This window comes from Streptomyces sp. NPDC127114 (assembly GCF_042677525.1).
In the GTDB taxonomy this organism is placed as follows: Bacteria; Actinomycetota; Actinomycetes; order Streptomycetales; family Streptomycetaceae; genus Streptomyces.
Genome location: NZ_JBHXTJ010000031.1, coordinates 50,374 through 73,977 on the forward strand (window position 1 = coordinate 50,374; position 23,604 = coordinate 73,977).

23 protein-coding genes are annotated in these 23,604 nt (G+C 73.7%); 17 read left to right on the forward strand and 6 right to left on the reverse strand.

The genetic code is table 11. The features are described 5' to 3' along the window. Positions 1 to 11 precede the first annotated feature (11 nt). The 5 genes from ACFVGS_RS26840 to ACFVGS_RS26860 all read left to right on the forward strand — a co-directional run bounded on the left by ACFVGS_RS26840 (position 12) and on the right by ACFVGS_RS26860 (position 5,522). Complete coding sequence (locus tag ACFVGS_RS26840) at positions 12 to 254, forward strand: hypothetical protein (RefSeq protein ID WP_128976779.1); 243 nt, start codon at positions 12 to 14, stop codon at positions 252 to 254. 42 nt (positions 255 to 296) lie between these two features. Continuing rightward, positions 297 to 1,661, forward strand: a complete 1,365-nt coding sequence (locus ACFVGS_RS26845) for an NYN domain-containing protein (RefSeq protein ID WP_385694033.1) — start codon at positions 297 to 299, stop codon at positions 1,659 to 1,661. Positions 1,662 to 1,916: 255 nt separating this feature from the next. Continuing rightward, positions 1,917 to 2,945 carry an NlpC/P60 family protein gene (locus ACFVGS_RS26850; protein WP_384420817.1) on the forward strand — a complete coding sequence of 343 codons (1,029 nt, stop codon included), beginning with the start codon at positions 1,917 to 1,919 and terminating at the stop codon, positions 2,943 to 2,945. Between the two features lie 206 nt (positions 2,946 to 3,151). Continuing rightward, the gene (locus tag ACFVGS_RS26855) at positions 3,152 to 4,165 is read left to right on the forward strand and encodes an NlpC/P60 family protein (protein ID WP_384420815.1); all 1,014 of its coding nucleotides are present in this window, start codon (positions 3,152 to 3,154) and stop codon (positions 4,163 to 4,165) included. 106 nt (positions 4,166 to 4,271) lie between these two features. Beyond that, positions 4,272 to 5,522 (forward strand): hypothetical protein, encoded by a 1,251-nt coding sequence (locus ACFVGS_RS26860; protein ID WP_384420813.1) that lies wholly within the window; start codon positions 4,272 to 4,274, stop codon positions 5,520 to 5,522. Between the two features lie 41 nt (positions 5,523 to 5,563). Here ACFVGS_RS26860 and ACFVGS_RS26865 read toward each other — a convergent pair whose 3' ends face one another. Continuing rightward, positions 5,564 to 6,139 (reverse strand): PadR family transcriptional regulator, encoded by a 576-nt coding sequence (locus ACFVGS_RS26865; protein ID WP_385694037.1) that lies wholly within the window; start codon positions 6,137 to 6,139, stop codon positions 5,564 to 5,566. 98 nt (positions 6,140 to 6,237) lie between these two features. Here ACFVGS_RS26865 and ACFVGS_RS26870 point away from each other — a divergent pair, with 98 nt between their 5' ends. Further along, complete coding sequence (locus tag ACFVGS_RS26870; RefSeq protein WP_385694040.1) at positions 6,238 to 7,647, forward strand: MATE family efflux transporter; 1,410 nt, start codon at positions 6,238 to 6,240, stop codon at positions 7,645 to 7,647. Here ACFVGS_RS26870 and ACFVGS_RS26875 read toward each other — a convergent pair. Next, complete coding sequence (locus ACFVGS_RS26875) at positions 7,599 to 8,924, reverse strand: glycosyltransferase 87 family protein (RefSeq protein WP_384420807.1); 1,326 nt, start codon at positions 8,922 to 8,924, stop codon at positions 7,599 to 7,601. The genes ACFVGS_RS26870 and ACFVGS_RS26875 overlap by 49 nt on opposite strands. 87 nt (positions 8,925 to 9,011) lie before the next feature. Between ACFVGS_RS26875 and ACFVGS_RS26880 the strand changes: the two genes are divergently transcribed. After that, entirely contained in the window at positions 9,012 to 10,154 is a 1,143-nt protein-coding gene (locus ACFVGS_RS26880) for a glycosyltransferase family 4 protein (protein WP_384420805.1), read from the forward strand. 93 nt (positions 10,155 to 10,247) lie between these two features. Here ACFVGS_RS26880 and ACFVGS_RS26885 read toward each other — a convergent pair whose 3' ends face one another. Further along, positions 10,248 to 10,769, reverse strand: a complete 522-nt coding sequence (locus ACFVGS_RS26885) for a hypothetical protein (RefSeq protein WP_384420803.1) — start codon at positions 10,767 to 10,769, stop codon at positions 10,248 to 10,250. A 110-nt stretch (positions 10,770 to 10,879) separates the two neighbouring features. Next, a complete protein-coding gene (locus tag ACFVGS_RS26890; protein ID WP_384420801.1) occupies positions 10,880 to 12,676 on the reverse strand; it encodes an AMP-dependent synthetase/ligase in 1,797 nt (598 codons plus the stop codon). Positions 12,677 to 12,947: 271 nt separating this feature from the next. Between ACFVGS_RS26890 and ACFVGS_RS26895 the strand changes: the two genes are divergently transcribed. The 6 genes from ACFVGS_RS26895 (at position 12,948) to ACFVGS_RS26920 (ending at position 17,871) form a co-directional block, all read left to right on the forward strand. Further along, positions 12,948 to 13,703 (forward strand): metallophosphoesterase, encoded by a 756-nt coding sequence (locus ACFVGS_RS26895; RefSeq protein ID WP_385694073.1) that lies wholly within the window; start codon positions 12,948 to 12,950, stop codon positions 13,701 to 13,703. A gap of 81 nt (positions 13,704 to 13,784) precedes the next feature. Next, positions 13,785 to 14,228, forward strand: coding sequence for an SRPBCC family protein (locus ACFVGS_RS26900; protein ID WP_385694044.1), 444 nt, complete (start codon positions 13,785 to 13,787; stop codon positions 14,226 to 14,228). Positions 14,229 to 14,318: 90 nt separating this feature from the next. Continuing rightward, positions 14,319 to 15,452, forward strand: a complete 1,134-nt coding sequence (locus ACFVGS_RS26905) for an ArsA family ATPase (protein ID WP_384420797.1) — start codon at positions 14,319 to 14,321, stop codon at positions 15,450 to 15,452. A gap of 50 nt (positions 15,453 to 15,502) precedes the next feature. Then, complete coding sequence (locus tag ACFVGS_RS26910; protein WP_385694047.1) at positions 15,503 to 16,015, forward strand: DUF5304 domain-containing protein; 513 nt, start codon at positions 15,503 to 15,505, stop codon at positions 16,013 to 16,015. Between the two features lie 77 nt (positions 16,016 to 16,092). After that, on the forward strand, positions 16,093 to 17,034 hold the full coding sequence (locus ACFVGS_RS26915; RefSeq protein WP_384420792.1) for an ROK family glucokinase: 942 nt from the start codon (positions 16,093 to 16,095) through the stop codon (positions 17,032 to 17,034). A gap of 81 nt (positions 17,035 to 17,115) precedes the next feature. Then, the gene (locus ACFVGS_RS26920; protein WP_384420790.1) at positions 17,116 to 17,871 is read left to right on the forward strand and encodes an endonuclease/exonuclease/phosphatase family protein; all 756 of its coding nucleotides are present in this window, start codon (positions 17,116 to 17,118) and stop codon (positions 17,869 to 17,871) included. Between the two features lie 12 nt (positions 17,872 to 17,883). On the opposite strand, the gene ACFVGS_RS26925 is transcribed toward ACFVGS_RS26920, so the two are convergent. Together ACFVGS_RS26925 and ACFVGS_RS26930 are read right to left on the reverse strand one after the other, a co-directional pair. Beyond that, a complete protein-coding gene (locus tag ACFVGS_RS26925) occupies positions 17,884 to 18,735 on the reverse strand; it encodes a hypothetical protein (protein ID WP_384420789.1) in 852 nt (283 codons plus the stop codon). Beyond that, positions 18,728 to 19,519 (reverse strand): alpha/beta hydrolase, encoded by a 792-nt coding sequence (locus ACFVGS_RS26930; RefSeq protein WP_384420787.1) that lies wholly within the window; start codon positions 19,517 to 19,519, stop codon positions 18,728 to 18,730. The genes ACFVGS_RS26925 and ACFVGS_RS26930 overlap by 8 nt, the downstream gene beginning before the upstream one ends. A gap of 236 nt (positions 19,520 to 19,755) precedes the next feature. Between ACFVGS_RS26930 and ACFVGS_RS26935 the strand changes: the two genes are divergently transcribed. From ACFVGS_RS26935 to ACFVGS_RS26950, 4 genes are all read left to right on the forward strand, one after another. After that, positions 19,756 to 20,487, forward strand: a complete 732-nt coding sequence (locus tag ACFVGS_RS26935; RefSeq protein ID WP_384420839.1) for a lysophospholipid acyltransferase family protein — start codon at positions 19,756 to 19,758, stop codon at positions 20,485 to 20,487. Between the two features lie 32 nt (positions 20,488 to 20,519). Further along, positions 20,520 to 21,752 (forward strand): MacS family sensor histidine kinase, encoded by a 1,233-nt coding sequence (gene macS, locus ACFVGS_RS26940; protein ID WP_384420786.1) that lies wholly within the window; start codon positions 20,520 to 20,522, stop codon positions 21,750 to 21,752. 38 nt (positions 21,753 to 21,790) lie between these two features. Next, the gene (locus ACFVGS_RS26945) at positions 21,791 to 22,438 is read left to right on the forward strand and encodes a response regulator (RefSeq protein WP_384420837.1); all 648 of its coding nucleotides are present in this window, start codon (positions 21,791 to 21,793) and stop codon (positions 22,436 to 22,438) included. Positions 22,439 to 22,549: 111 nt separating this feature from the next. Beyond that, positions 22,550 to 23,539, forward strand: coding sequence for an ATP-dependent 6-phosphofructokinase (locus ACFVGS_RS26950; protein ID WP_384420784.1), 990 nt, complete (start codon positions 22,550 to 22,552; stop codon positions 23,537 to 23,539). Positions 23,540 to 23,604: the final 65 nt, after the last annotated feature.

The following is a 23,604-nucleotide window of genomic DNA, read 5'->3' on the forward strand; positions in this document are numbered from 1 at the left end:
AGGACGGCACGATGACGACGGTTCCCCTGCCGACCGCCGAGACCCGCTGGCGCTGCACTCTCTGCGGCAACCTGACCCGCTTCGACGTGACCCGCTCGTCCAAGGTCGTCGAGTACGTCCATCTGGACCTCGCCGGAGAGCCCAAGGTCGAGGAGCGCGAGGTGGTCAGTGAGACCATCGAGTCGGTCCGCTGCCGCTGGTGCAACGCGGTGGACCAGATCGAACTGGTGGACAGGCCGGGCGCCGCTTCCTGAGGAGCGGCCCGGCGAGGCGAGACAGGGAGTGGGTGACGGATCGTGGAGCAGCCCGCGCAGGGTGCCGGGCCGGAAGGCTCGGCAGACGGCGCTGCGGAGGCGCTCGACCGACCGCTGCCCGAGGCCGTACGCCGTAAGGTCGTCGCGCTCGTCGCCGACGCCTTCGGCGGGCTGACCGTCGCCGAGCTGCCGGCCCCGCTGCGCCAGTACGCCCGCTTCACCGCCTCCCGGCGGGCCAAGTTCGCCGGGAACGCGATGGCCGCCGCCCTGGAGGGCGATCCGCTGTTCCGGCAGCGGATCGGGGAGCGGTTCAAGGAGTCCCAGCCCGAACTGGCCGGGGCCGTCGAGTCCGGCGCCCCGCCGGCCGCTGCCGACCCGGTCGACGTGGCCGCGGCGGCGTACGTGCTGCGCCCGCCCGGCTGGGGCAAGCTCGTGGCCGCCGCGGGCGAGGAGGCCGAACGGGCCGACGCCGAGCGCGCCGACGAGGCCGGCCGGCGCGAGCTGGAGCGGCTGCGCGAGGAGGTCGCGGCGGCGAGGGACCGCGCCAGGGCCGAGACCGAGCAGCTGCGGCGGGACCTGGAGGCCGCCCGCAAGGAAGCGGAATCGCTTCACCGCAAGCTGCGCAGCGCCCAGAGCGACGTCAAGCGCGGCGAGGCCGCGCTGCGCCGCGTCCAGGCCGAGATCGACACGGCGCGCACCGAGGCCGCCGCACAGGTGTCGGCCGCAGAGAGCGAGAGCCGGCGCCTCAAGGCGCGGCTCGGCGAGGTCGAGGCGGCCCTGGAGGCCAGCCGGCGGGCCGCCCGCGAGGGCCGCTCGGTGGAGGACATGCGGCTGCGGCTGCTCCTGGACACGGTGCTCGACGCCGCCCAGGGGCTGCGTCGCGAACTCGCCCTGCCGCCCGTGTCGATGCACCCGGCGGACACCGTGGACGCGGTGGAGCCGGGTCGGATGTCGCCGAAGGACATCGCGGCCCGCGCTCTGTCCGAGACGGATCCCGCGCTCCTCGACCAGCTGCTCGAACTGCCCCAGGCGCACCTGGTGGTGGACGGCTACAACGTGACGAAGACCGGCTATCCGACGATGCCGCTGGAGAAGCAGCGGCTGCGGCTGCTCGGCGGCCTGTCCGCGCTGGCGGCCCGCTCGGGCGCCGAGGTCACCTGTGTCTTCGACGGGGCCGAGCTGGCGGCTCCCGTGCTGCTCGCCCCGCCGCGCGGGGTCCGGGTGCTGTTCTCCAAGCCCGGTGTGACGGCGGACGAGTTGATCCGTCAGCTGGTGCGCGCGGAGCCGCCCGGCCGGCCGGTCGTGGTGGTGTCCACCGACCGCGAGGTGGCCGACGGCGTCGCCAAGTCCGGTGCGCGGCCGGTCGCGTCCGCCTTGTTGCTGAAGCGCCTTTCGCGCCTCTCGTGACCTCTCGTCACGTCCACCCGTAATGCCCGTTTCCTGATCCGCAGAGGGTCAAGTGGCCACTACTGCCCGTGGGGTGCGCGTAAATAATGTGTTGAGCGGGCCAGATTTTGCCCGTTGGGATTTGAACTGATCACAAGATGGTCACTAGGGTCGGGCCTCGAACCTTCGCGCGGTTGATCATCCATCGGGGATGACAGCGTTGGTCCCGCCTGCCGCTGCCCGGTTGGCGGCTCGAGGAAGAAGGAGATCGCCTTCGTGGCGTCCCACCGTCGTCCCAAGCAGCCGAGCCGCGCCCGTGTGACCGTGCTCACCGCGACCGCCGCCGCGGCCGTCGCGCTCTCCGCCCAGTCGGGCGCCGTGGCAGCCCCCAAGCCGAAGATCGACGAGGTCAAGTCGAAGGTCGACAAGCTGCACCACGAGGCCGAGGAGGCCACGGAGCAGTACAACCTCGCCGAGGAGCGCCGCGAGAAGCTGCAGAAGGAGATCAGCGCCCTTCAGGACAAGGTCGCCCGCGGCCAGCAGGAGCTCAACACCCTGCGCGGGCAGATCGGTTCGGTCGCCACCGCCCAGTACCGCTCCGGCGGCATCGACCCGGCGCTCCAGCTCTTCCTCTCCTCCGACCCGGACACCTACCTCGACAAGGCGTCCGCGATCGACCAGCTCGGCGCCAAGCAGGCCGACGTGCTGCAGTCCATCCAGACCAAGCAGCGCACCCTCGCCCAGCAGCGCGCCGAGGCGACGACGAAGCTCGCCGACCTCGAGGACGTCCGCAGGACCCTCGGCGAGAAGAAGAAGAAGTTCCAGGGCAAGCTCGCCGAGGCGCAGAAGCTGCTCAACACCCTGACCGCCGCCGAGCGCGCCAAGATGCAGGAAGAGGAGCAGCGCGCCAGCCGCGCCGCCGGCGACCGCGTCGACCTCGGCAACGAGGTGCCCGCCTCCGAGCGCGGCAAGGCCGCCCTCAACGCCGCCGCCACCCAGCTCGGCAAGCCGTACGTCTCCGGCGCCGAGGGCCCCAACTCCTACGACTGCTCGGGTCTGACGCAGTGGGCCTACCGCCAGGCCGGCGTCACCATCAGCCGCACCACCTACACCCAGCAGAACGACGGCGTGAAGATCGGCCGCAGCCAGCTCAAGCCGGGCGACCTCGTCTTCTTCAACAGCCTCTCGCACGTGGGCCTCTACGCGGGCAACAACACCATCCTGCACGCCCCCAAGCCGGGCGCCGTGGTCCGCTACGAGTCGATGGACTACATGGGCACCTTCCAGTTCGGCGTCCGCATCTGACGCGGACGCGCGACGGCGCCCGACCCGCGCGACCCGCCCTCCGAACGGGTGGTTCGCCGGATCCAGGACTGACGCGACGCCCCGCCGGTGACCTTGTGGTCTCGGGCGGGGCGTCATTTTGTGTGCCCGCAGGGTTCGTTGGACACGGGTGGATCACCGGCTACTGTCTGCCGCGCCAGTCCGTCGAACCGAACGGAGCGCGATCCGTGGCGTCTCACCGACGACCCGCCAGGGTCACCGTCCTCACCGCAGCCGCGGCCACCGCGGCCACGGCACTCGGCGCCGTCCCCGCGCACGCCGACCCGGGCGGCGCCACTGCCGAGACCACCCGCGCCACCGTCGACCGGCTCTTCGAGGAGGCCGAGCGCGCCACCGAGGGCTTCAACCGCGCCGACGAGAAGGCCGACCGGCTGCGCAGGACGGTCTCCCAGGCCCAGGACGGCCTCGCCCGCGCCCAGGAGCGCATCAACCGCATGCGCGGCGCGCTCGGTTCGGTCGCCGGCGCCCAGTACCGCTCCGGCGGCATCGACCCCGCCCTCGCCCTGCTGCTCTCCTCCGACCCGGACAGCTATCTCGAACGGGCCTCCGTCCTCGACCGGGTCACCGCCCGCCAGGGCGCCGCCCTCGACGAACTCAAGCACGAGCTGCGCAGACTGGCGCAGCAGCGGGCCGAGGCCGGCAAGACCCTCGCCGAACTGGAGCGCAGCCGCAGCGAGGTGGCCCGGCACAAGCGCACCGTCGAGCGCAAGCTCGCCGAGGCCCGCCGGGTGCTCGCCTCCCTCTCCGCCGACGAACGGGCCGGCTTCGAGCGGGCCTCCCGCTCCGGCCGCGCCGCCCTCGACGAGGAACTCCCGCCGCTCGCCGACCTCGGGCCCTCGCGCGCCGCCGCCGCGGTGATCGCCGCGCGCAGCGCCATCGGCCGGCCGTACGTGTGGGGCGCCACCGGCCCTTCCGCCTTCGACTGCTCGGGCCTGATGGTCTGGTCGTACCGCCAGGCGGGCATCGCCCTGCCCCGCACCTCCCAGGCCCAGCGCAACGCGGGCCGCCGCGTCCCGCTCTCGCAGGCCCAGCCCGGCGACCTCGTCACCTATCGCGGCGACGCCAGTCACGTGGCCATCTACGCGGGCAACGGCCAGGTCATCCACGCGCCCTACCCCGGCGCCCGGGTCCGCTACGACCCGGTGAACATGATGTCCCACGTGACGGTGACCCGGGTCTGAGCCGGCCGGGAGGCGGTGGCGGGACCCGGGCGGCGCCGGGTCGGGCCCGGGCGGGCCCGGGAAACCGTCCGGGGTCGCTTCCGCCGTTCCCCCGTACGATCGGAGCGTGGCAGGTCAGGGGAGCGGAGCGGCGCGCGGCGCGGGCGTGTGCCTGCTGGCCGGGCTGCTCGCCCTCACCGGCTGCACGGCCACGGAGCCGGACGGCCCGGCGCGCGCCGAGGTCCAGAGCCTGCTCGACCGGCACGCCGCCGCACTGCTCGCCCGCGACGAGGCCGGCTATCTCGCCGGCCTCGACCCCGCGTTCGCGCCCGCCGCGCGCACCGAGTTCGACCGGCTCGCGCCGATCCCGCTCGGCGGCGTCGCCTACCGGGTGACCGACGTCGACCCGGCCGGCGAGGGGCGGGCCACCGCGCGCGCCGAACTCGGCTACCGCATCAAGGGCTACGACTCCGGGCCCGCCACCAGCGAGCGGATCCTCGACCTCGCCGAGCGGGACGGCCGCTGGTACGTCACCGGCGACCGCGTGGCCGACGGCGCCCCGCAGCAGCTGTGGCAGCAGGGCGAGGTCACGACCGTGACCGGCCGCCGCAGCCTCGTCCTCGGAGTGGGGCAGAGCCGGGAGCGCCTGCGGGAGATCGCGGACGCGGCGGACCGGGCGGTGCCCGCCGTCGGCGACGCCTGGCCCTCGCCCTGGGCTGGCCGGATCGTGGTCCTGGTCCCGGCCTCCGTGGACGCGATGGGCAGGCTGCTCGGCGCGCCCGCCGCCTCGTACCGGGGCATCGCGGCGGTCACCACCGGCCAGATCGGCGGCGGCCCGACGGCGCCCGCGGACCGGGTGATCGTCAACCCGGAGGCGTACGGCGTGCTCGGCGACTTCGGGCGCCGCTTCGTGCTCACCCACGAGACCACCCATGTCGCCACCCGCGTCCAGACCACCGCCGCCACCCCGCTCTGGCTCTCCGAGGGCTTCGCCGACTGGGTCGCCTACCGCGGTACCGGCCGCACCCCCGCCCAGGCCGCGCCCGAACTCGCCCGAGCGGTACGGGCCGGCCGGACGCCCGACGCGCTGCCGGACGACAAGGAGTTCGCCTTCGGCGGCGAGGGCGAGGCGATGGCCCGGGCGTACGAGAGCGGCTGGCTGGCCTGCCTGCTGATCGCCGAACGGTGGGGCGAGGAGCGCCTCACCGCCTTCTACCGCGCCGTCGGAGCCCACCCGCAGCGCGAGGGCGCGCTGGAGAAGGCGCTGAAGGACGTCCTGGACACGACGCCGGAGGAGTTCACCGCGCAGTGGCGGGGCGAGCTGCGCGAGCGGCTGGGGCAGGGCCTGTCCGGCGGATCAGGGCCGGACAGGCCCTAGGCCGTCTCTTCCGGATCTTGGCCGGGTCCGAAAGAAACGGCCTAGGGCGCGTCCCGCCCTGACCGGTCGGACGGGTCCTGGTTCCCCGCCGTCTTCCGGTCCAGCTCGGCCAGGGCCTCGGTCAGCCAGGCCTTCTCCGCCGTGCCCGTGGCCCGGGCGATGCGGAGCATGCCCCGGCGGAAGAGGTCCGGTTCCTGTTCCGCGCGGACCGGGGCGCCCGCCTCGTAGAAGAAGCTGGCGGGGGTGTCGAGGAAGGCCTGGCGGCGGCGCAGGACGGCGGCCTGTCCGGCCGGGTCGGGGAGCCGGCCGAGGAAGGCGAGCAGGGTGAACCAGCGCTGGCCGTCGGTGATCTCGACGTCCTTGGGGGAGCGCAGCCGGTCGAACAGCTCCGCCCGGCCCTCGGGCGTCAGCGAGAGCACCCGGCGCGGGGCGGCGCCCGCGCCCGGCTCCGTGCGGCTGTCGACGAGGCCGTTCTTCACCAGGCGGGTGATCGCCGGGTAGAGCGCGCCGTCGCTGACCGGGCGGACGTGGCCGCTCAGGCCCTGGATGCGTTCCTTCAGCTCGTAGCCGTGCAACGGCCGGTCGTCCAGGAAGCCCAGGATCGTCAGCTCCAGCACCGGCGGACTCCTTCGCGCTTGTCGCGTACGCGGCGTCATGCTATCTCTTTTCGAGATGCCTCGATTCGAGGTATCTCGAATCGAGGGGGTATCGGTCCATGGGGGACTCCGCGAAGGAACACCGCCGCACGCTCGTCCGGCTCGCCGGGCCCGTCTATCTGGAGCTCCTCGCCGGAGTCGCCGCCGGGATCATCAACATGGTCTGGGTCGCCCGCCTCGGCGGGGACGCCGTCGCCGCCGTCGCCGTCGCCACCAATGTCGAGAACCTGCTCCTCGGCGTCGTCCTCATGGCCGCCTCCGGCACCACCGTGCTCGTCGCCCGGGCCAGAGGCGCCGACGACCCGAGGGCCCTGCGCTCCGCCGCACGCGGCGGAGCCGCCCTCGGCGCCCTGCTCGTCCCGCCCGTCGCGATCGGCGGCTACCTGCTGCGGGAGCCGCTCGCCGCCCTTCTGCTCGGCGGGGCCGGCCACCCCGCACAGGGCCTCGCCGTCGCCTACTTCGCGATCTCGCTGCCCGGCACGGCCGTCTTCTTCGCCACCACCGTCCTCGACGGCGTCCTCAAGGGCACCGGCGACACCCGCACCCCCATGCGGCTCGCCTTCCTCGCCAACGGGCTGATCCTGGTCCTCGACCCCCTGTTCGTCCCCGCGTACGGAGTCGAGGGAGCCGCCGTCTCCACCGTCGTCGGACGCACCACGGCGCTCGCCGCGGGACTCCTCGCGCTGCGCCGCAACGCCCCTCTGCGGGCCGCCCGCGCCGCACGGCCGGCCGAGGGCCTGGCCGCCGCCGTGCGCCGTACCGCCGCCCTCGGCCTGCCGATGTCCGTCGACTTCGCCGTCCGCATGGCCGGGGCGCTCGCCCTGGTCTCCGTCGTCGCCCGGATCGGCGTCACCGAGATCGCCGCCTACGGCATCGCGACCAAGGCCATGTACGTCGCCACCATGGCCTTCTACGCCGTCAAGCAGGCCGCGGCCATCCACACCGCGCACCGGCTGGGCGCCCTGGCGGTGTTCCCGGGGCGGCCGGGACGGGCAACGCGGGGGAGCGAGGAGCGCCGGGCCGTCGGCCGGCAGGCCCTCGTCCTCGGCGGGCTGCTCGGTGCGGGGGCCGCGGTGCTGCTGTCCGTGGCCGCCGGGCCGGTCATGCGCGGCTTCGGTGCCGAGCCCGCCGTCGCCGCCGCCGGCGCGCTGTTCCTGCGCTGCCTCGGACCGTACCTGGTGCTCATGGCCGTCTTCATCGCCCTCGCCGGGGTCTTCGAGGGCGCCGGCGACTCCTCGCTGCTCGCCAGGATCACCGTCTGCGGCGTCCTGCTCCAGCTACCGGCTGCGTACGTGCTCGCCGGCGCACTCGGCCTCGGTGGTGTCTGCCTCGCCATGGCGCTCGCGACGGCCGCCCAGTGCGCGGCTCTCGGCGTGCTGCACCGCCGTCGGGTCTCTGCCGTGGAGGGCGGGGCCGGACCTCAGGAGGGCGACGAGACCGCGACGGGCGTCCGCTCGCGGTCGGTCTGAACGGGCAGGCGCACCGGGCCCGCCGCCGCCTCCAGGCGCGGCTCCGTGACCGTCTGCCGCCACAGGATCCGGCACGCGGAGAACGTGGCGGCCACGAGGAGCCCGTTGCGGATCAGGAGCAGTCCGACGCCCAGCGGATCGCTGTCGCCCACGTGCGAGAACCACACCGGGAACTCGAACTGCGTGACCGCCGTCGCCCACAGCACCAGATACGCGGGCCGGCGCATCCGGCTCGCCCGGTAGACCAGGCACACCGCGGCCAGACCCACCAGCCAGATCATGTACTGCGGGCTGATCACCCGGCTCGTCGTGGTGAACAGCAGCACCGCCACGAAGGCCGCGTCCGCCGTGGTGCCCGAGGTCCGGCGGCGGGACCGCCACCACCACACCAGGAGCCAGCCGAACGCGGCCACCGACAGCAGCATCGCCGCCGTCGACACCGCCTTCACGCCCGGGCCGAGGAACTCGATCGAGCCGTAGTTCATCCGCGCCTCGCCCGGCCAGCCGAAATGCCGGGCCACGTGGAAGACCATCGCGCCCAGCGACTCGATCTCCGTGCCCCGGTCCCGCTGGAAGCCCAGGAAGGCCAGCGCGCCCGGCGCCGCGAGCCCGCAGGCCAGCAGCACGCCGGCCGCCGTGCCCGCCGCCGCTGCCGTCGAGCGGAACGCGGCCCGGCCGCGCGCCGCGCCCGCGAGCAGCAGCACCGGCCACACCTTCAGGGTGGCCCCGAAGCCGGCGAGCGCGCCCAGCACGACCGGGCTGCGCAGCGCCGCGAGCAGGCCCGCCACGGCCACCGCCGTCACCATCAGGTCGTAGCGGCAGTACGCGGTCGGGCCGAGCAGCGGCACCCCGGCCAGCCACAGCCAGGCGCCGCGCATCGACCGGCCCGGGCGCCGCCCCGCGTACGTCAGGAGGCCGAAGACGAAGGCGTCGCAGAGCAGCGCCAGCACGAAGAAGGCGGAGGAGTAGCCGAGGAACGGCAGCAGGGCGGGGGAGAGGATCGCGAGCGCGGCGGCCGGCGGGTACTGCCAGGTGACGTCGTCCATGGGGTACGTGCCGGTCCGCAGGACCTCGTACCAGCCCTGGTAGATCTCCTCGACGTCACTGGTCACGTCGGGGCCGGGGATCACCACGATCTTGAAGACGCACAGCAGGATCAGTCCGCGGCTGAAGGCCCACAGGCCCAGCGGTCGCGCCAGTCGCCCGTCGCGCGTGTCGACCGCGTCGCGGGCGCGCGCCAGTCCGTCACGTACCGCCGTGCCCACTGCGCCCGTCATACCTGTCCTGTTCCTGTCCTGTCGGTCCGCCGGGGCGGAGGGTGGTGGTGCCGGGCTCGGGGCGCGATCGCGGTACTGTCGGCCACGATGCACAAGACCCTGATCGTAACCAACGACTTTCCGCCACGTCCGGGCGGAATCCAGGCGTTCCTGCACAACATGGCGCTGCGTCTGGATCCCGAGCGGATCGTGGTCTACGCCTCCACGTGGAAGCGCAGCCGCGAGGGGATCGAGGCGACCGCCGCGTTCGACGCCGAACAGCCTTTCACGGTCGTCCGCGATCGCACCACCATGCTGCTGCCGACTCCTCGGGTCACCGCGCGCGCGACCGCGCTGCTGCGGGAGCACGGCTGCGAGTCGGTGTGGTTCGGTGCGGCGGCCCCGCTCGGCCTGATGGCCCCGGCGCTGCGCCGGGCCGGCGCGCGCCGCCTCGTCGCCACGACGCACGGGCACGAGGCCGGGTGGGCGCAGCTGCCCGCGGCGCGGCAGCTGCTGCGGCGGATCGGCGAGGGCACGGACACCCTCACGTATCTCGGTGAGTACACCCGCTCCCGGATCGCGACCGCGCTCGGCCCGGCCGCCGCCGGGCGCATGGTCCAGCTGCCGCCGGGCGTCGACGAGAAGACCTTCCACCCCGACTCGGGCGGCGCCGAGGTGCGCGAGCGGCTCGGCCTGAGCGACCGGCCCGTGGTCGTGTGCGTGTCGCGGCTCGTGCCGCGCAAGGGCCAGGACACGCTGATCCTCGCCATGCCGGAGATCCTTCGGCGGGTGCCGGACGCGGTGCTCCTGATCGTCGGCGGCGGACCGTACGAGCAGGATCTGCGGAAGCTCGCCGTCCGGACCGGCGTCGCCGCCTCGGTCCGCTTCACCGGCGCCGTCCCGTGGTCGGAGCTCCCCGCCCACTACGGCGCGGGCGACGTCTTCGCCATGCCCTGCCGCACCCGCCGCGGCGGCCTGGACGTCGAGGGCCTCGGCATCGTCTACCTGGAGGCCTCCGCGACCGGCCTCCCGGTGGTCGCCGGCGACTCCGGCGGCGCACCGGACGCCGTCCTCGACGGTGAGACCGGCTGGGTCGTCCGCGGCGGCGTCCCCGAGGAGTCCGCCGACCGCATCGCCACGCTCCTCCTCGACCCCGAGCTGCGCACCCGCATGGGCGAGCGGGGCCGCCGGTGGGTCGAGGACCGCTGGCGCTGGGACCTCCTGGCGGACCGCCTGAGGGAACTGCTGTAGCGAGCGGCCGGGGCGGGCCCTTGCCGGGGCCCGTGCCGGGCTTCCTTCCGGGGCCCCTTCACGGGGCCTGCCGGAGGCCAGGGCCTGTCCGTGCTACGCCGGGAGGTAGTCCGTCAGGGCGCAGCCGTCGACGAGCAGCTTCTCGCTGCGGTAGCCGTCCGGCACCTTGAAGCCCTGCTCGCAGGTGAAGAGCAGGACGTCGGAGCCCATCAGGGCCTTCGCCGCCTTCGGGTCCGCCGTCACCACCGCGAAGTCCTGGCCGAGCAGGAAGCGGGTGGCGTGGCCCGCGGCGGCGGCCTTCTTCGCGGACTCCTGGAACTTCTCCATGTCCGAGACGGACAGCAGGGTGAGCGTGTCACGGGCGTCGTCACCGCACACCCCGCGCTCCCTGACCGCCCAGGCCGGGTCCCGCGACTCCTCGCTCATGGTGCCGCCGGCCGTGCCCGTGCGCAGGTCGCTGCACATCGTGCGGGCCCCGACGAGCTTCTCGATCGCCGCCATGTCGCCGGCCGCCGGGAGACCGGCGTCCTCGCCCCAGGAGCTGCTGCACCCGGTGAGGGCGACGAGGGCGGTGAGGGCCGCGCCCAGGGCGGCGGTGGTTCGCTGGAGCCGCATGACGGCGATTTCCTCTCGTGTGTACGGAATTGACCATTCCGGTCCTGACGCGCGCGAACGCCCCCGGCCGGCCCGTGACACGGGCCCGCCGAGGGCGTTCCGAGGAACCGTCAGGCTCGGTAGATCGCCTCGATCTCGTCGGCGAAGTCCTTCGCCACCACGTTGCGCTTCAGCTTCAGCGACGGGGTGATGTGCCCCGCCTCCTCCGTGAACTGCGTCGACAGGATACGGAACTTCCGTACCGACTCCGCCTTCGAGACCGCCGCGTTGCCGTCGTCCACCGCGCGCTGGACCTCCGCGAGCAGGTCCGCGTCCTCGCGCAGCGAGGCCGCCGTCGCGCCGGCCGGCTTGCCGTGCTCGGCCGCCCAACGGCCGAGGAACTCCTCGTCGATGGTCACCAGCGCGCCCACGAACGGCCGCCCGTCGCCCACGACCATGCACTCGGCGACCAGGGCGTGCGCCCTGATCCGGTCCTCGATGACCGCCGGGGCGACGTTCTTGCCGCCCGCCGTCACCAGGATCTCCTTCTTGCGGCCGGTGATCGCGAGATAGCCGTCCTCGTCGAGCGTGCCGATGTCCCCGGTGTGGAACCAGCCGTCCGCCAGCGCCTCCGCCGTCGCGGCCTCGTTGTTCCAGTAGCCGGAGAAGACGTGCTCGCCGTGCAGCAGCACCTCGCCGTCGTCGGCGATCCGCACCACCGAGCCGGGCAGCGGCTGGCCGACCGTGCCGATCTTCTGCCGGTCCCACGGGTTGAACGCGGTCGCCGCGCACGACTCCGTCAGGCCGTAGCCCTCCAGGACCGTGAAGCCGATGCCGCGGAAGAAGTGGCCGAGCCGCTCGCCCAGCGGCGCGCCGCCCGAGATCGCGTACTCGCCGCGCCCGCCGAGCACCGCCCGCAGCTTGCTGAACACCAGCTTGTCGAAGATCTTGTGCTTCAGCCGCAGACCGAACGACGGGCCCTGCGGGGTGCTCAGCGCGCGGCTGTAGGCGATCGCCGTGTGCGCGGCCTTGTCGAAGATCCTGCCCTTGCCGTCGGCCTGCGCCTTCGCCCGGGCCGAGTTGTAGACCTTCTCGAAGACCCGCGGCACACCGAGGATCAGCGTCGGCCGGAAGGCCGCGAGCTCGTCGGTGAGGTTCTTGATGTCGGGCACGCAGCCGAGCTTGATCGGCGCCATCACGGAGGCGACCTCGACCAGGCGCCCGAAGACGTGCGCCGCCGGCAGGAACAGCAGGACCGAGCACTCGCCCGTACGGAACAGCGGCTTCAGCCGCTCGACCACGTTGCCGCACTCGGCGAAGAAGGCGCGGTGGGTCAGCACGCAGCCCTTGGGGCGGCCGGTGGTGCCCGAGGTGTAGACGATCGTCGCCGGGTCGTCCGCGTGCGCGGTCGACATCCGGCGGTCGAGCTCCTCGTCGGAGACGTCCGCGCCCTCGGCGGTCAGACGGGCGATCGCGTCCGCCTCGATCTGCCGCACGCTCTTCAGGGCCGGCAGGTTCGCCCGCACCGACTCCACCGAGGCCTCGTGCGCCGCGGTCTCGACGAGCGCGAGGGACGCGCCCGAGTCGCCGAGGATCCACTGGATCTGCTCCGGCGAGCTGGTCTCGTACACCGGGACGGTCACCGCGCCCGCGCTCCAGATCGCGAAGTCCAGGAGCACCCACTCGTAACGGGTGCGGGACAGCAGCGCCACCCGGTCGCCGGGCTCGACACCCGCCGCGACCAGGCCCTTCGCCGCACCCCTGACCTCGGCGAGGAACTGCTTCGCGGTGACGTCGGTCCAGACCCCCGCGACCTTGCGGCCCATCACGGCGACATCTGGGTGCTGGGAGGCGTTGCGGCGGATGAGATCCGTCAGGTTGCCGTCCGTGGGGACCTCGTACAGGGCCGGAAGGCTGAACTCGCGCAAGACTGCTGCTCCTCATCGGGCGCCGGCGCCACGGCTCTGTGTGATGCACCGGTGCGGTCCATGATCGGGCAGGTGCTCTTCGTGGGGGTGAGCACGACTGTGGACTGCCCGGACGTTACCCATCAGTACACGGTTCCGGATAGAGGGTTCAGGCCAGATGTTCCGTGCGTCACACATGAATGGCGTTCCTCGCCGCACAGTAGTCCACCGCTTTCCCGACTCCCAAGTAACCGCAGGTCGCACCCCCTAGGCTGACGTCATGAGGATCAACGTGGTGAGCGACGTGCACGGCAACACCGGAGCCCTCGCCAAGGCGGGAGAGGGGGCCGACGCCCTGATATGCCTCGGCGACCTGGTGCTCTTCCTCGACTACGCCGACCACAGCCGCGGCATCTTCCCCGATCTGTTCGGCGCCGAGAACGCCGACCTCATCGTCGAGCTGCGCACCGCCCGCCGCTTCGACGAGGCCCGCGACCTCGGCCGCCGGCTCTGGGCCGAACTCGGCATCGACCGGGCGACGGCCATCGAGTCGGCCGTCCGCCGCCAGTACGCCGAGATGTTCGCCGCCTTCCCCACACCCACGTACGCCACCTACGGCAACGTCGACATCCCCGGCCTGTGGCCCGAGTACGCGCGCCCCGGCACCACCGTGCTCGACGGCGACCGCGTCGAGCTCGACGGCCTGGTCTTCGGCTTCGTCGGCGGCGGCCTGCGCACCCCGATGCGCACGCCGTACGAGATCTCCGACGAGGAGTACGCGGCGAAGGTCGAGGCGCTCGGCGAGGTCGACGTGCTCTGCTCCCACATCCCGCCGGACGTGCCCGAGCTCACCTACGACACCGTCGCCCGCCGCTTCGAGCGCGGCAGCCGAGCCCTCCTCGACGCCATCCACCGGGTCCGCCCGCGGTACGCCCTTTTCGGCCACGTCCACCAGCCGCTGGCCCGCCGCATGCGGGTCGGTGCGACCGAGTGCGTCAACGTCGGGCACTTCGCGGCGACCGGCCGGCCGTGGAGCCTGGAGTGGTGACGGTCGCGTACGGAGGCGTGACGGGGCCGCGATAGCCTGCACACAGACTGACGAATCGCGTCCATACGAGGAGCCCCCGCGATGGCGGAACACACCAGCTCGAGCATCACCATCGAGGCGGCCCCGGCCGAGGTCATGAACGTGATCGCCGACTTCGCCCGCTACCCCGAGTGGACGGGCGAGGTGAAGGAGGCCGAGGTCCTGGAGACGGACGCGGCCGGCCGCGCCGAGAAGGTCCGGCTGCTCCTCGACGCCGGCGCGATCCGGGACGACCACACCCTCGCCTACACCTGGACCGGCGACCACGAGGTCAGCTGGACGCTGGTCAGGTCTCAGATGCTCCGCGCCCTCGACGGCTCCTACCGCCTCGCCCCGACCGCGGACGGCAAGCGCACCGAGGTGACGTACCAGCTGACCGTCGACGTCAAGATCCCGATGCTCGGCATGATCAAGCGCAAGGCCGAGAAGGTCATCATCGACCGCGCCCTGGCGGGCCTGAAGGCCCGGGTCGAGTCCCCGAAGTAACCACCACGCGCGGCCGTCCGGGACCCACGGCCCGGGCGGGCCCGGACCCTCACCGCCGTCGTCCGGCGCGGGCGCCGGTACGGTCGGCGCATGCGGATCATTCTTGTCACCGGGAACGGCGGCGCCGGGCGGACCTCCGTGGCCGTCGGTACCGCGCTCGCCGACGCCCGGGCCGGGCGCCGCGTGCTGCTGGTGTCGGCCGACGCCGACCCCGCGGCCGTGGCCGGCGAGGCCCTGCGCCTGCACGTGCCCGATCCGGCCGCGGACTTCCGCCGCGAGTTCCTGGCCTTCCAGGCCCGCTCGAGCGCCGCCCTCGACCTGCTCGGCGCCGCGCCCTTCGAGGACGCCGAGCTGACCGCCCTTCCCGGAAGCCGCGACTTCGCCCTGCTCAGGGCCCTGCGGGACGCCGCCGCCGGGGACTCGGACCTGGTCGTCGTCGACCTGCCGCCGGTGACCGAGGCCCTCGCCCTGCTCGCCCTGCCCGCCCAGCTGCGGCGCTACCTGCGCCGCCTCCTGCCGCCCGAGCGCCAGGCCGCCCGCGCGCTGCGCCCCATGCTCGCCCAGCTCGCCGGCGTACCGCTGCCCGCGCAGTGGCTGTACGAGACGACCTCCCGCTGGGAGGCCGAGCTGGCGGCCGTCCAGGACGTCCTCGACGCGCCCGGCACCGCCGTACGGCTCGTCGTCGAGCCGGGGCCCGGCGCCGAGGACACGCTGACCACCGCCCGGCTCGGCCTCGCCCTCCAGGGCCTGGCCCTGGAAGGCGTCGTCGCCAACCGGGTGCTGCCCGCCGACTCGCCCGACCCCTGGTTCGCCGGCCTCGCCGCCGAACAGCACCGCCACCTCGCCGCCCTCCGCGAGATCCACCCCGGCCTGCACGAGCTGCCGCACCTCGGGCGCGCGGTGCGCGGCCCCGAGGACCTCGCCCTGCTCGCGGTGAGCGGGCCGGCCGTGCCCGCCGCCCCGCCCGCGTGGACCGTCGAGGACCGGCGCGACGAGGACGGCATCCTCGTCTGGCACATCCCGCTGCCCGGAGCCGTCAAGGACGGCCTCTCGCTCGTCCGCCGCGGTGACGAACTCCTGCTCGGCGCGGGGGCGTTCCGCCGCGCCGTCCCGTTGCCCGCGGTACTGCGCCGCTGCACCGTCACCGGCGCCGGGCTCGTCGAGGGCGACCTGCGGATCCGGTTCACGCCCGACCCCGGCCTGTGGCCGAGGACCGCTCCCTGACCCGGCGCGGGGCGTGTACCGTCGACCGTAGAAGACCTGAGGAGTACGCCATGAGCGATTCGGACGCCTGGGCCGAGGCCTGCGCCGAGGACCTGGAGGCAGAGAAGGCCCGCCGCCGCGCGCGGGCCGGTGAGCAGCCGGGCTCCCCGGCCGAGGAGTTCCGCAAGCTCTTCGAGGCCGTCGCCGACAAGCTCTCCGGCACCCTGGGCGGCCCGCTCGGCGGCTCCCTCGCCGGCGGCCAGGCCGCGGCCACCGTCCAGCAGGTCGTCAACCAGGCGAAGGCCCTCGTCGAGCCCGTCATCGAGCGCAACCCGCAGGTCTTCGACCATCTCGCCGCCGCCGGGAACGAGCTCCTCGCCGCCTACCGCTCCGCCGTCCAGGGCCAGGAGGCCCGCTGGACCCGCGGCGACACCCGCCAGGCCACGGGCGCGGCCGAGCAGGACGAACGCCGGAACGACGGCCGGGACGAACCCCGGAACGAACCGGGGGACGGGCGTCGGGGCGACGGCCCCGACGGTCCCGACGAGGGGCCCGCCACCGGGCAGCACATCGACCTCGACTGATCCCGGACTGATCAGGAGGACCGTCCTCCTCGGGTACGGTGGGCCGTAGCGGGGCTCGACCGAAAACTGAGGGACACATGGGACTCACCATCGGCGTCGACATCGGCGGCACGAAGATCGCGGCCGGCGTGGTGGACGAGGACGGCAACATCCTCGACACGCACACCGTGCCCACCCCGCCGACCCCCGAGGGCATCGTCGACGCCATCTGCGCCGCGGTCTCCGAGGCGGGCAAGGGGTACCAGATCGAGGCCGTCGGCATCGGAGCCGCGGGCTACGTCGACGACAAGCGCGCCACCGTCCTCTTCGCACCCAACATCGACTGGCGCCACGAGCCGCTGAAGGACAAGGTCGAACAGCGCGTCGGCCTCCCCGTCGTCGTGGAGAACGACGCCAACGCCGCCGCCTGGGGCGAGTACCGCTTCGGCGCCGGCCAGGGCCACGAGGACGTCATCTGCATCACGCTGGGCACCGGTCTCGGCGGCGGCATCATCATCGGCAACAAGCTGCGCCGCGGCCGCTTCGGCGTGGCGGCGGAGTTCGGCCACATCCGCGTCGTCCCCGACGGACTGCTGTGCGGCTGCGGCAGCCAGGGCTGCTGGGAGCAGTACGCCTCCGGGCGCGCCCTCGTCCGGTACGCCAGGCAGCGCGCCGCCGCCACGCCCGAGAACGCGGAGATCCTCCTCGGCCTCGGCGACGGCACCCCCGCCGGCATCGAGGGCAAGCACGTCAGCCAGGCGGCCCGCGCGGGCGACAAGGTGGCCGTCGACTCCTTCCGCGAGCTCGCCCGCTGGGCGGGCGCCGGACTCGCGGACCTGGCGTCGCTGTTCGACCCGTCGGCCTTCATCGTCGGCGGCGGCGTCTCCGACGAGGGCGAGCTGGTCCTCGACCCGATCCGGAAGTCGTTCCGGCGCTGGCTGATCGGCGGCCAGTGGCGTCCCCACGCCCAGGTGCTCGCCGCGCAGCTCGGCAACAAGGCCGGTCTGGTCGGCGCGGCCGACCTCGCCCGCCAGGGCTGAGAACGGTCCCTCGGGCCGTTCACCCTCCGGTGCCCGTCGTGCCCTCTGGGGCGCGGCGGGCACCGTGCTTATGGTGGCTCCATGGCGATGAGCGAGCTGCCCAACTCCCGTACCGAGCCCGATGGTTCCGCCGTGGTACGGATCCTCTCCTACAACGTGCGCTCGATGCGCGACGACGAGGACGCGCTCGCCCGGGTGATCCGGGCCTGCGCCCCCGACCTCGTCCTCGTCCAGGAGGCCCCGCGCTTCTTCCGCTGGCGCAAGCACGCGGCGCGGCTGGCCGCCAAGAGCGAACTCGTCATGCTGAGCGGCGGCGCCACGGCCGCCGGACCGCTGCTGCTGTGCTCGCTGCGGGCCACCGTGGAACGCACCGAGGACATCCTGCTGCCGCTCACCCCCGGGCTGCACCGGCGTGGTCTCGCCACCGCCGTGGTCCGCGTCGGCGGTGCGCGGCTCGGCCTGATCAGCTGCCACCTGAGCCTGCGCGAGGACGAGCGCTACGCGCAGGCGGGCCTGGTCCTCGACCGGGTGGCCGGGCTCGGCACGCCGTACACCGTCGTCGCCGGCGACCTCAACGAGCGCCCCGGCGGCCGGAGCCGGACCCGCCTGGCGAAGGAACTCCAGGACGGCTGGGACATCGCTCCCTGGGGCGCGGAACACACCTGGCCGGTCACGGCCCCCGACCGTCGCATCGACGCGATCCTCGCCACCCCGGGCATCGACTTCCTGGCCTGCGGCGTCCCGACGGACCTCGATCACCGGGACCTGCGAACGGCGACGGACCACCTGCCGGTGCTGGCGGTGGTCCGTGTCCCTGCTGCCGTCCCCGCTGCCTAGGGGGTACCGCGGTTACACCACGGCGCCGCGGCCCGGGTCGTCGAAGCCGTCGTCGTCCTCGTCGTCGTGCTTCATCCGGGCCACCAGCGTCACGAAGCCGCCCAGGAAGCCGCCCACGCACACGGTGGTGAGCCACCAGGTCATGTCCCACTGGAACAGCACGGCCAGGAGCATCAGGACGGGGCCGCCGACCACCGCGAGCCAGGCGAACTTGGTCGTGGTGTCTGCCTCCGGCAGCGGTGGCGGCTCCGGCGGCACGAAGTGGCCCTCGTCCGAGGCCCCGGCCGCCCCGTCGGAATCGTCCGGCTCGGCGAGCGAGTAGTCGCGCGGCCCGCCGCCCAGGCCCACGCCCGGGGCGAAGACCACGGAAGAGCCCAGCGCGGGCTTCCCCGGCTCGTCCGGCTTCCCGGCCCCGTCAGTCCCGGCGGCCCCGTCGTGTCCCTCGGCCGCCCCGGGCGCCTCCGGCTTGCGGAACTTGTCCGGCTTCTCCAGGCCCGCGGAGCCGCCGGACGTGCCGGTGGCACCGGAGGTCCCGTCGGCACCAGAAGCCCCGGCCGCACCAGAGGTCCTGTCGGCACCGGAGGTCCCGGCCGCACCGGGGGTCCCGTCGGCACCGGAAGCCCCGGCCGCACCGGGGGTCCCGGCCGCGCCCGAAGGTCCGGAGCCGGCCGCGGGAGCCGTCTCCTCGCCCTCCCCGCCGTCCTCCTCCGGAGGCTCCGGCAGCGCCAGGTCCTCGACCGGGCGGAACGGGCGCGCGCCCGGAGGATCGGCGGGCTCCTCGCCGTACCCCGCGACGATCGCGGCCCAGGCCGCCTCCTCGTCGATGGGCTGCGGCTCGCGCTCCCCGTCCTGCTGCTCAGCCACCGCTCGCGCTTCCCTTCTCGGCGTTCTCCCCGACCAGCTCCGGGGCGAGCCGGGTGACGAACGCCCAGCTCTCCTCGAAGATCCGCTCCATGTCGTGGTCCAACGTCGCCACGTGGTAGCTCTGTTCCAGCAGGACCTCCCTGACGTCCGTCGACGAGACCCGGCCGAGGATCCGCGCCGAGTCGGCCGGCGGCACCACGTGGTCCTGCGGGCTGTGCAGCAGCACCATCGGCTGCGTGACCTGCGGCAGCTCACCGTCCACGACCCGGAAGAAGCGCCGCAGCGAGTGCGCCGCGTGCAGCGGCACCCGGTCGTAGCCGACCTCGTCCACGCCGGCCTTCGCGATGTCGCTGGCGATGCCCTTGGTGGACGGCACGAAGTGGCGGATGACCGGCAGCGCGTACGCCGCCAGGCCGTGCACCTTGTTGCCCGGGTTGACGAGCACGATGCCGCTGATCGCGTCGCCGTGCCGCGCCGCGAGCCGCAGCGTGAGGGCGCCGCCCATCGACAGGCCCATGACGAAGACCCGCTCGCAGCGCGCGGTCAGCTCCCGCAGCTCGCGGTCCACCTCCGCGTACCAGTCGTGCCAGGTGGTGAGCTGCATGTCCTGCCAGCGGGTGCCGTGCCCGGGCAGCAGCGGCAGCGACACCGTCAGTCCGCGCCCGGCCAGGTACTCGGCCCAGGGGCGCATCGACTGCGGGGAACCGGTGAATCCGTGACAGAGAAGGACGCCGACCTCTCCGCCCTCGTGGCGGTACGGCTCGGCTCCAGGAAGGACCGGCACGGGGTCTCCTGTCGGGTTCGACTCCGGGCCCCGCTCTCGCGGGCGGCCGAAGCGGCTTCGGTAAGGGGAAGGCTTTCACCGTACGCGACCGGACCGACACCGACCAGGGCCGTTCGCACCCCGGGAAGCGGCGTACCGGCCCGAGCCGCGGTGCCTGCGGCGATCAGGCCGGGCCGGTACGGGATAAGGTCGTCGTGACGGCACACGGAAGGCATGGCGAGTTGATCTACGGCGCAATGAAGTTCTCCCTCGGAGGGTCCCTGAAGCTCGCCTTCAGGCCCTGGGTGGAGGGCCTCGAGAACGTTCCCGCCGAGGGACCGGCGATCCTCGCGAGCAACCACCTCTCCTTCTCGGACTCCTTCTTCCTGCCGGCCGTCCTCGACCGCAAGGTGACCTTCATCGCCAAGGCCGAGTACTTCACCACGCCCGGCGTGAAGGGCCGGCTGACCGCCGCCTTCTTCAAGGGCGTCGGCCAGCTCCCGGTCGACCGCTCCGGCGCGCGCGGCGCCGGCGAGGCGGCGATCAAGGCCGGCATCGAGGTCATCGAGAAGGGCGGCCTGTTCGGGATCTACCCCGAGGGCACCCGCTCGCCCGACGGCCGGCTCTACCGCGGCAAGCCCGGCGGTCTGGCGCGCGTGGCGCTCGCCACCGGCGCGCCGGTGATCCCCGTCGCGATGATCGACACCGAGAAGATCCAGCCGCCCGGCAAGGTCGTGCCCAAGCTGATGCGCCCGGGCATCCGGATCGGCAAGCCGCTCGACTTCAGCCGCTACCGCGGCATGGAGGGCGACCGCTTCATCCTGCGCTCGGTGACCGACGAGGTCATGTACGAGATCATGAAGCTGTCCGGTCAGGAGTACGTGGACATCTACGCGACGGCCGCCAAGCGGCAGATCGCGGAGGCCGAGAAGGCCGCCAAGGAGGCCGTCAAGGCCGAGATCGCGGCACGGGAAGAGTCCGGCGCCTGACCCCTGGGCGGGGCGCGGTGGGGGTGGGGAACATGGCCAGACGTGAACGTGTCGTGCGCATGTCGGTCGAGCAGCCGCTGTGGCGTGCGGTCACCGGCTACCGCGTGGGCACCATGGTCTACGCGGTGCTGGTCTTCGTCTTCGGACGCGAGCGGTACGAACGGCCCTGGATCGCCGTCGCCTTCCTCGCCGTCCTGTGCGTGTGGACCCTCGCCACCCTCCCCAAGGTGGCGAACGCCGTCGGCTGCACCAAGCGCTTCCTGGTCGCCGACCTGACGGTCGCGCTCACCGGCATCCTCCTCACCCCGCTCGCGGACACCCACGCCCAGTCGACCGACCACCCCACCCTGCCGACGATCTGGACCGCCGGCACCGCCCTGACCTGGGCCCTCAGGGGTGGCTGGCGCTGGGCCGGCCTCGCCTCCACCCTCATCGCCGTGGCCAACATCATCGAGCGCGGCCACCCCGGCCGGGACACCTTCCACAACGTGCTCCTCGTCTGGGTCGCCTCCATCGCCATCGGCTACGTCGTCGAGGTCGCCCGCGCCTCCGAACGCACCCTCGCCCGGGCCCTGGAGATCGAGGCCGCCACCCGCGAACGCGAGCGGCTCGCCCGCGACATCCACGACAGCGTGCTCCAGGTCCTCGCCATGGTGCAGCGGCGCGGCACCGCCCTCGGCGGCGAGGCGGCCGAACTCGGCAGGATGGCCGGCGAACAGGAGGTCGCCCTGCGCACCCTGGTCGCCGGCGGTCTCACCCGTACCTCGCACGTCTCCGAGGACGAGTCCGAGGGCGCCGTCGTCCGGATCGTGGAGGTCCCGGACGCCGAGGACGAACCCGGCGCCGAGATCGACCTGCGGACCCTGCTCGCGCCGCGCGCCGGGGCCCGGGTCACCCTCGCCGACCCGGGCGCGCCCGTCGTCCTGCCCGCCCCGGCCGCACGCGAACTGGCCGCCGCCGTCGGCGCCGCCCTCGACAACGTGCGGGTGCACGCGGGAGACGGCGCGCGCGCCTGGATCCTCGTCGAGGACTGGGGCGACGAGGTGATAGTGACCGTCCGGGACGACGGGCCCGGCATCCCCGACGGCCGGCTCGCGCAGGCCGAGGGGGAGGGCCGGATGGGCGTCGCCCTGTCCATCCGGGGCAGACTGCGTGACCTCGGCGGCACCGCCGAGCTGATCTCGGTCCCCGGACAGGGCACCGAAGTGGAACTGAAGGTCCCGCGCGCGCCGCGGGAACGGCGGGGGAAGGCAGGAGCGAAGTGAGCGAGCAGAACGAGCAGCCGCAGCGGCCGATCAGGGTCATGGTGGTCGACGACCACCCCATGTGGCGGGACGCGGTCGCCCGCGACCTCGGCGAGGCGGGCCTCGACGTCGTCGCCACCGCCGGCGACGGCGAGCAGGCGGTGCGCCGCGCCGCCGCGGCGGACCCGGACGTCCTGGTCCTCGACCTGAACCTGCCGCTCAAGCCCGGCGTCCAGGTCTGCAAGGAGCTGGTCGGCGCCAACCCGCGGCTGCGGGTCCTGGTGCTCTCCGCGAGCGGCGAGCACGCCGACGTCCTGGAGGCCGTCAAGTCCGGCGCCACCGGCTATCTGCTGAAGTCGGCCAGCACCGAGGAGCTCATCGACGCGGTGCGCCGCACCGCCGTCGGCGACCCCGTCTTCACCCCAGGCCTGGCCGGCCTGGTCCTCGGCGAGTACCGGCGGCTCGCCTCCGAGCCCGGCCCGGCGCCCGGCGCCGACGAACCGAAGGCCCCGCAGCTCACCGACCGCGAGACCGAGGTGCTGCGCCTGGTCGCCAAGGGCCTGAGCTACAAGCAGATCGCCGAACGCCTGGTCATCTCGCACCGCACGGTGCAGAACCACGTCCAGAACACCCTCGGCAAGCTCCAGCTGCACAACCGGGTCGAGCTCGTCCGCTACGCCATCGAGCGCGGCCTCGACGACGCCTGATCCGGGGCGACCGGTCCGCCCGCAAGGTTCACCCTCTTCGCCGTGTCGGTGTGACCCGCGTCACCACTAGCGTGGGCCGCATCCCCCACGTACGGCGAAGGAGTGCGGCCCATGCGCGTCGGTGTGCTGACCGGCGGAGGCGACTGTCCCGGACTCAACGCGGTGATCCGCGCGGTGGTCCGCAAGGGCGTCCAGGAGTACGACTGGAGCTTCACCGGTTTCCGCGACGGCTGGCGCGGGGTCGTCGAGGGTGACACCGAGACCCTCGACGTACGGGCCGTCCGCGGCATCCTGCCGCGCGGCGGCACCGTGCTCGGCTCCTCCCGCACCGACCCGTTCGCCGTCCCCGACGGCGTCCGGCGGGTCCGGGAGAACCTGGCCAAGCACCGCACCGACGCGCTGGTCGCCATCGGCGGCCGCGGCACCCTCGGCATCGCCGCCCGGCTGCACGCCGAGCACGGGCTGCCCGTCGTGGGCGTCCCCAAGACCATCGACAACGACCTCTCGGCCACCGACTGGACCTTCGGCTTCGACACCGCCGTCGGCATCGCCACCGAGGCCATCGACCGGCTGCACACCACCGCCGACTCGCACCGCCGGGTCCTCGTCGTCGAGGTCATGGGCCGGCACACCGGCTGGATCGCCCTGCACGCCGGACTCGCGGGCGGCGCCAACGTCATCCTCGTGCCCGAGCAGCGCTTCGACCTCGACCAGGTCCTCGCCTGGGTCGCCTCCCGCTTCCAGGCCACCTACGCCCCGATCCTCGTCGTCGCCGAGGGCGCCAGGCCCCGCGCGGGCGGACCCGTCACCGGACCGGTGGGGGAGTGGCTGGCCGCCGAGATCGAGCGGCGCACCGGCAAGGAGGCCCGCACCACCGTCCTCGGCCACGTCCAGCGCGGCGGCAGCCCCAGCGCCTTCGACCGCTGGCTCGCCACCCGCTTCGGACTGCACGCCGTGGACGCCGTACGGGACGGAGAGCACGGCACGATGGTCGCGCTGCGCGGCACCGAGGTGGTCCGCGTCCCGCTGTCCGCCGCCATGGCCCGGCTGAAGACGGTCGACCCGGCGCTGTACGCGGAGGCGGGCGTCTTCTTCGGCTGAGCCGCCCTGCCCGGGCCGGGCCCGGCCCGAGACCGTATATTCGCCCCGTACCCGCAAAATTCCGG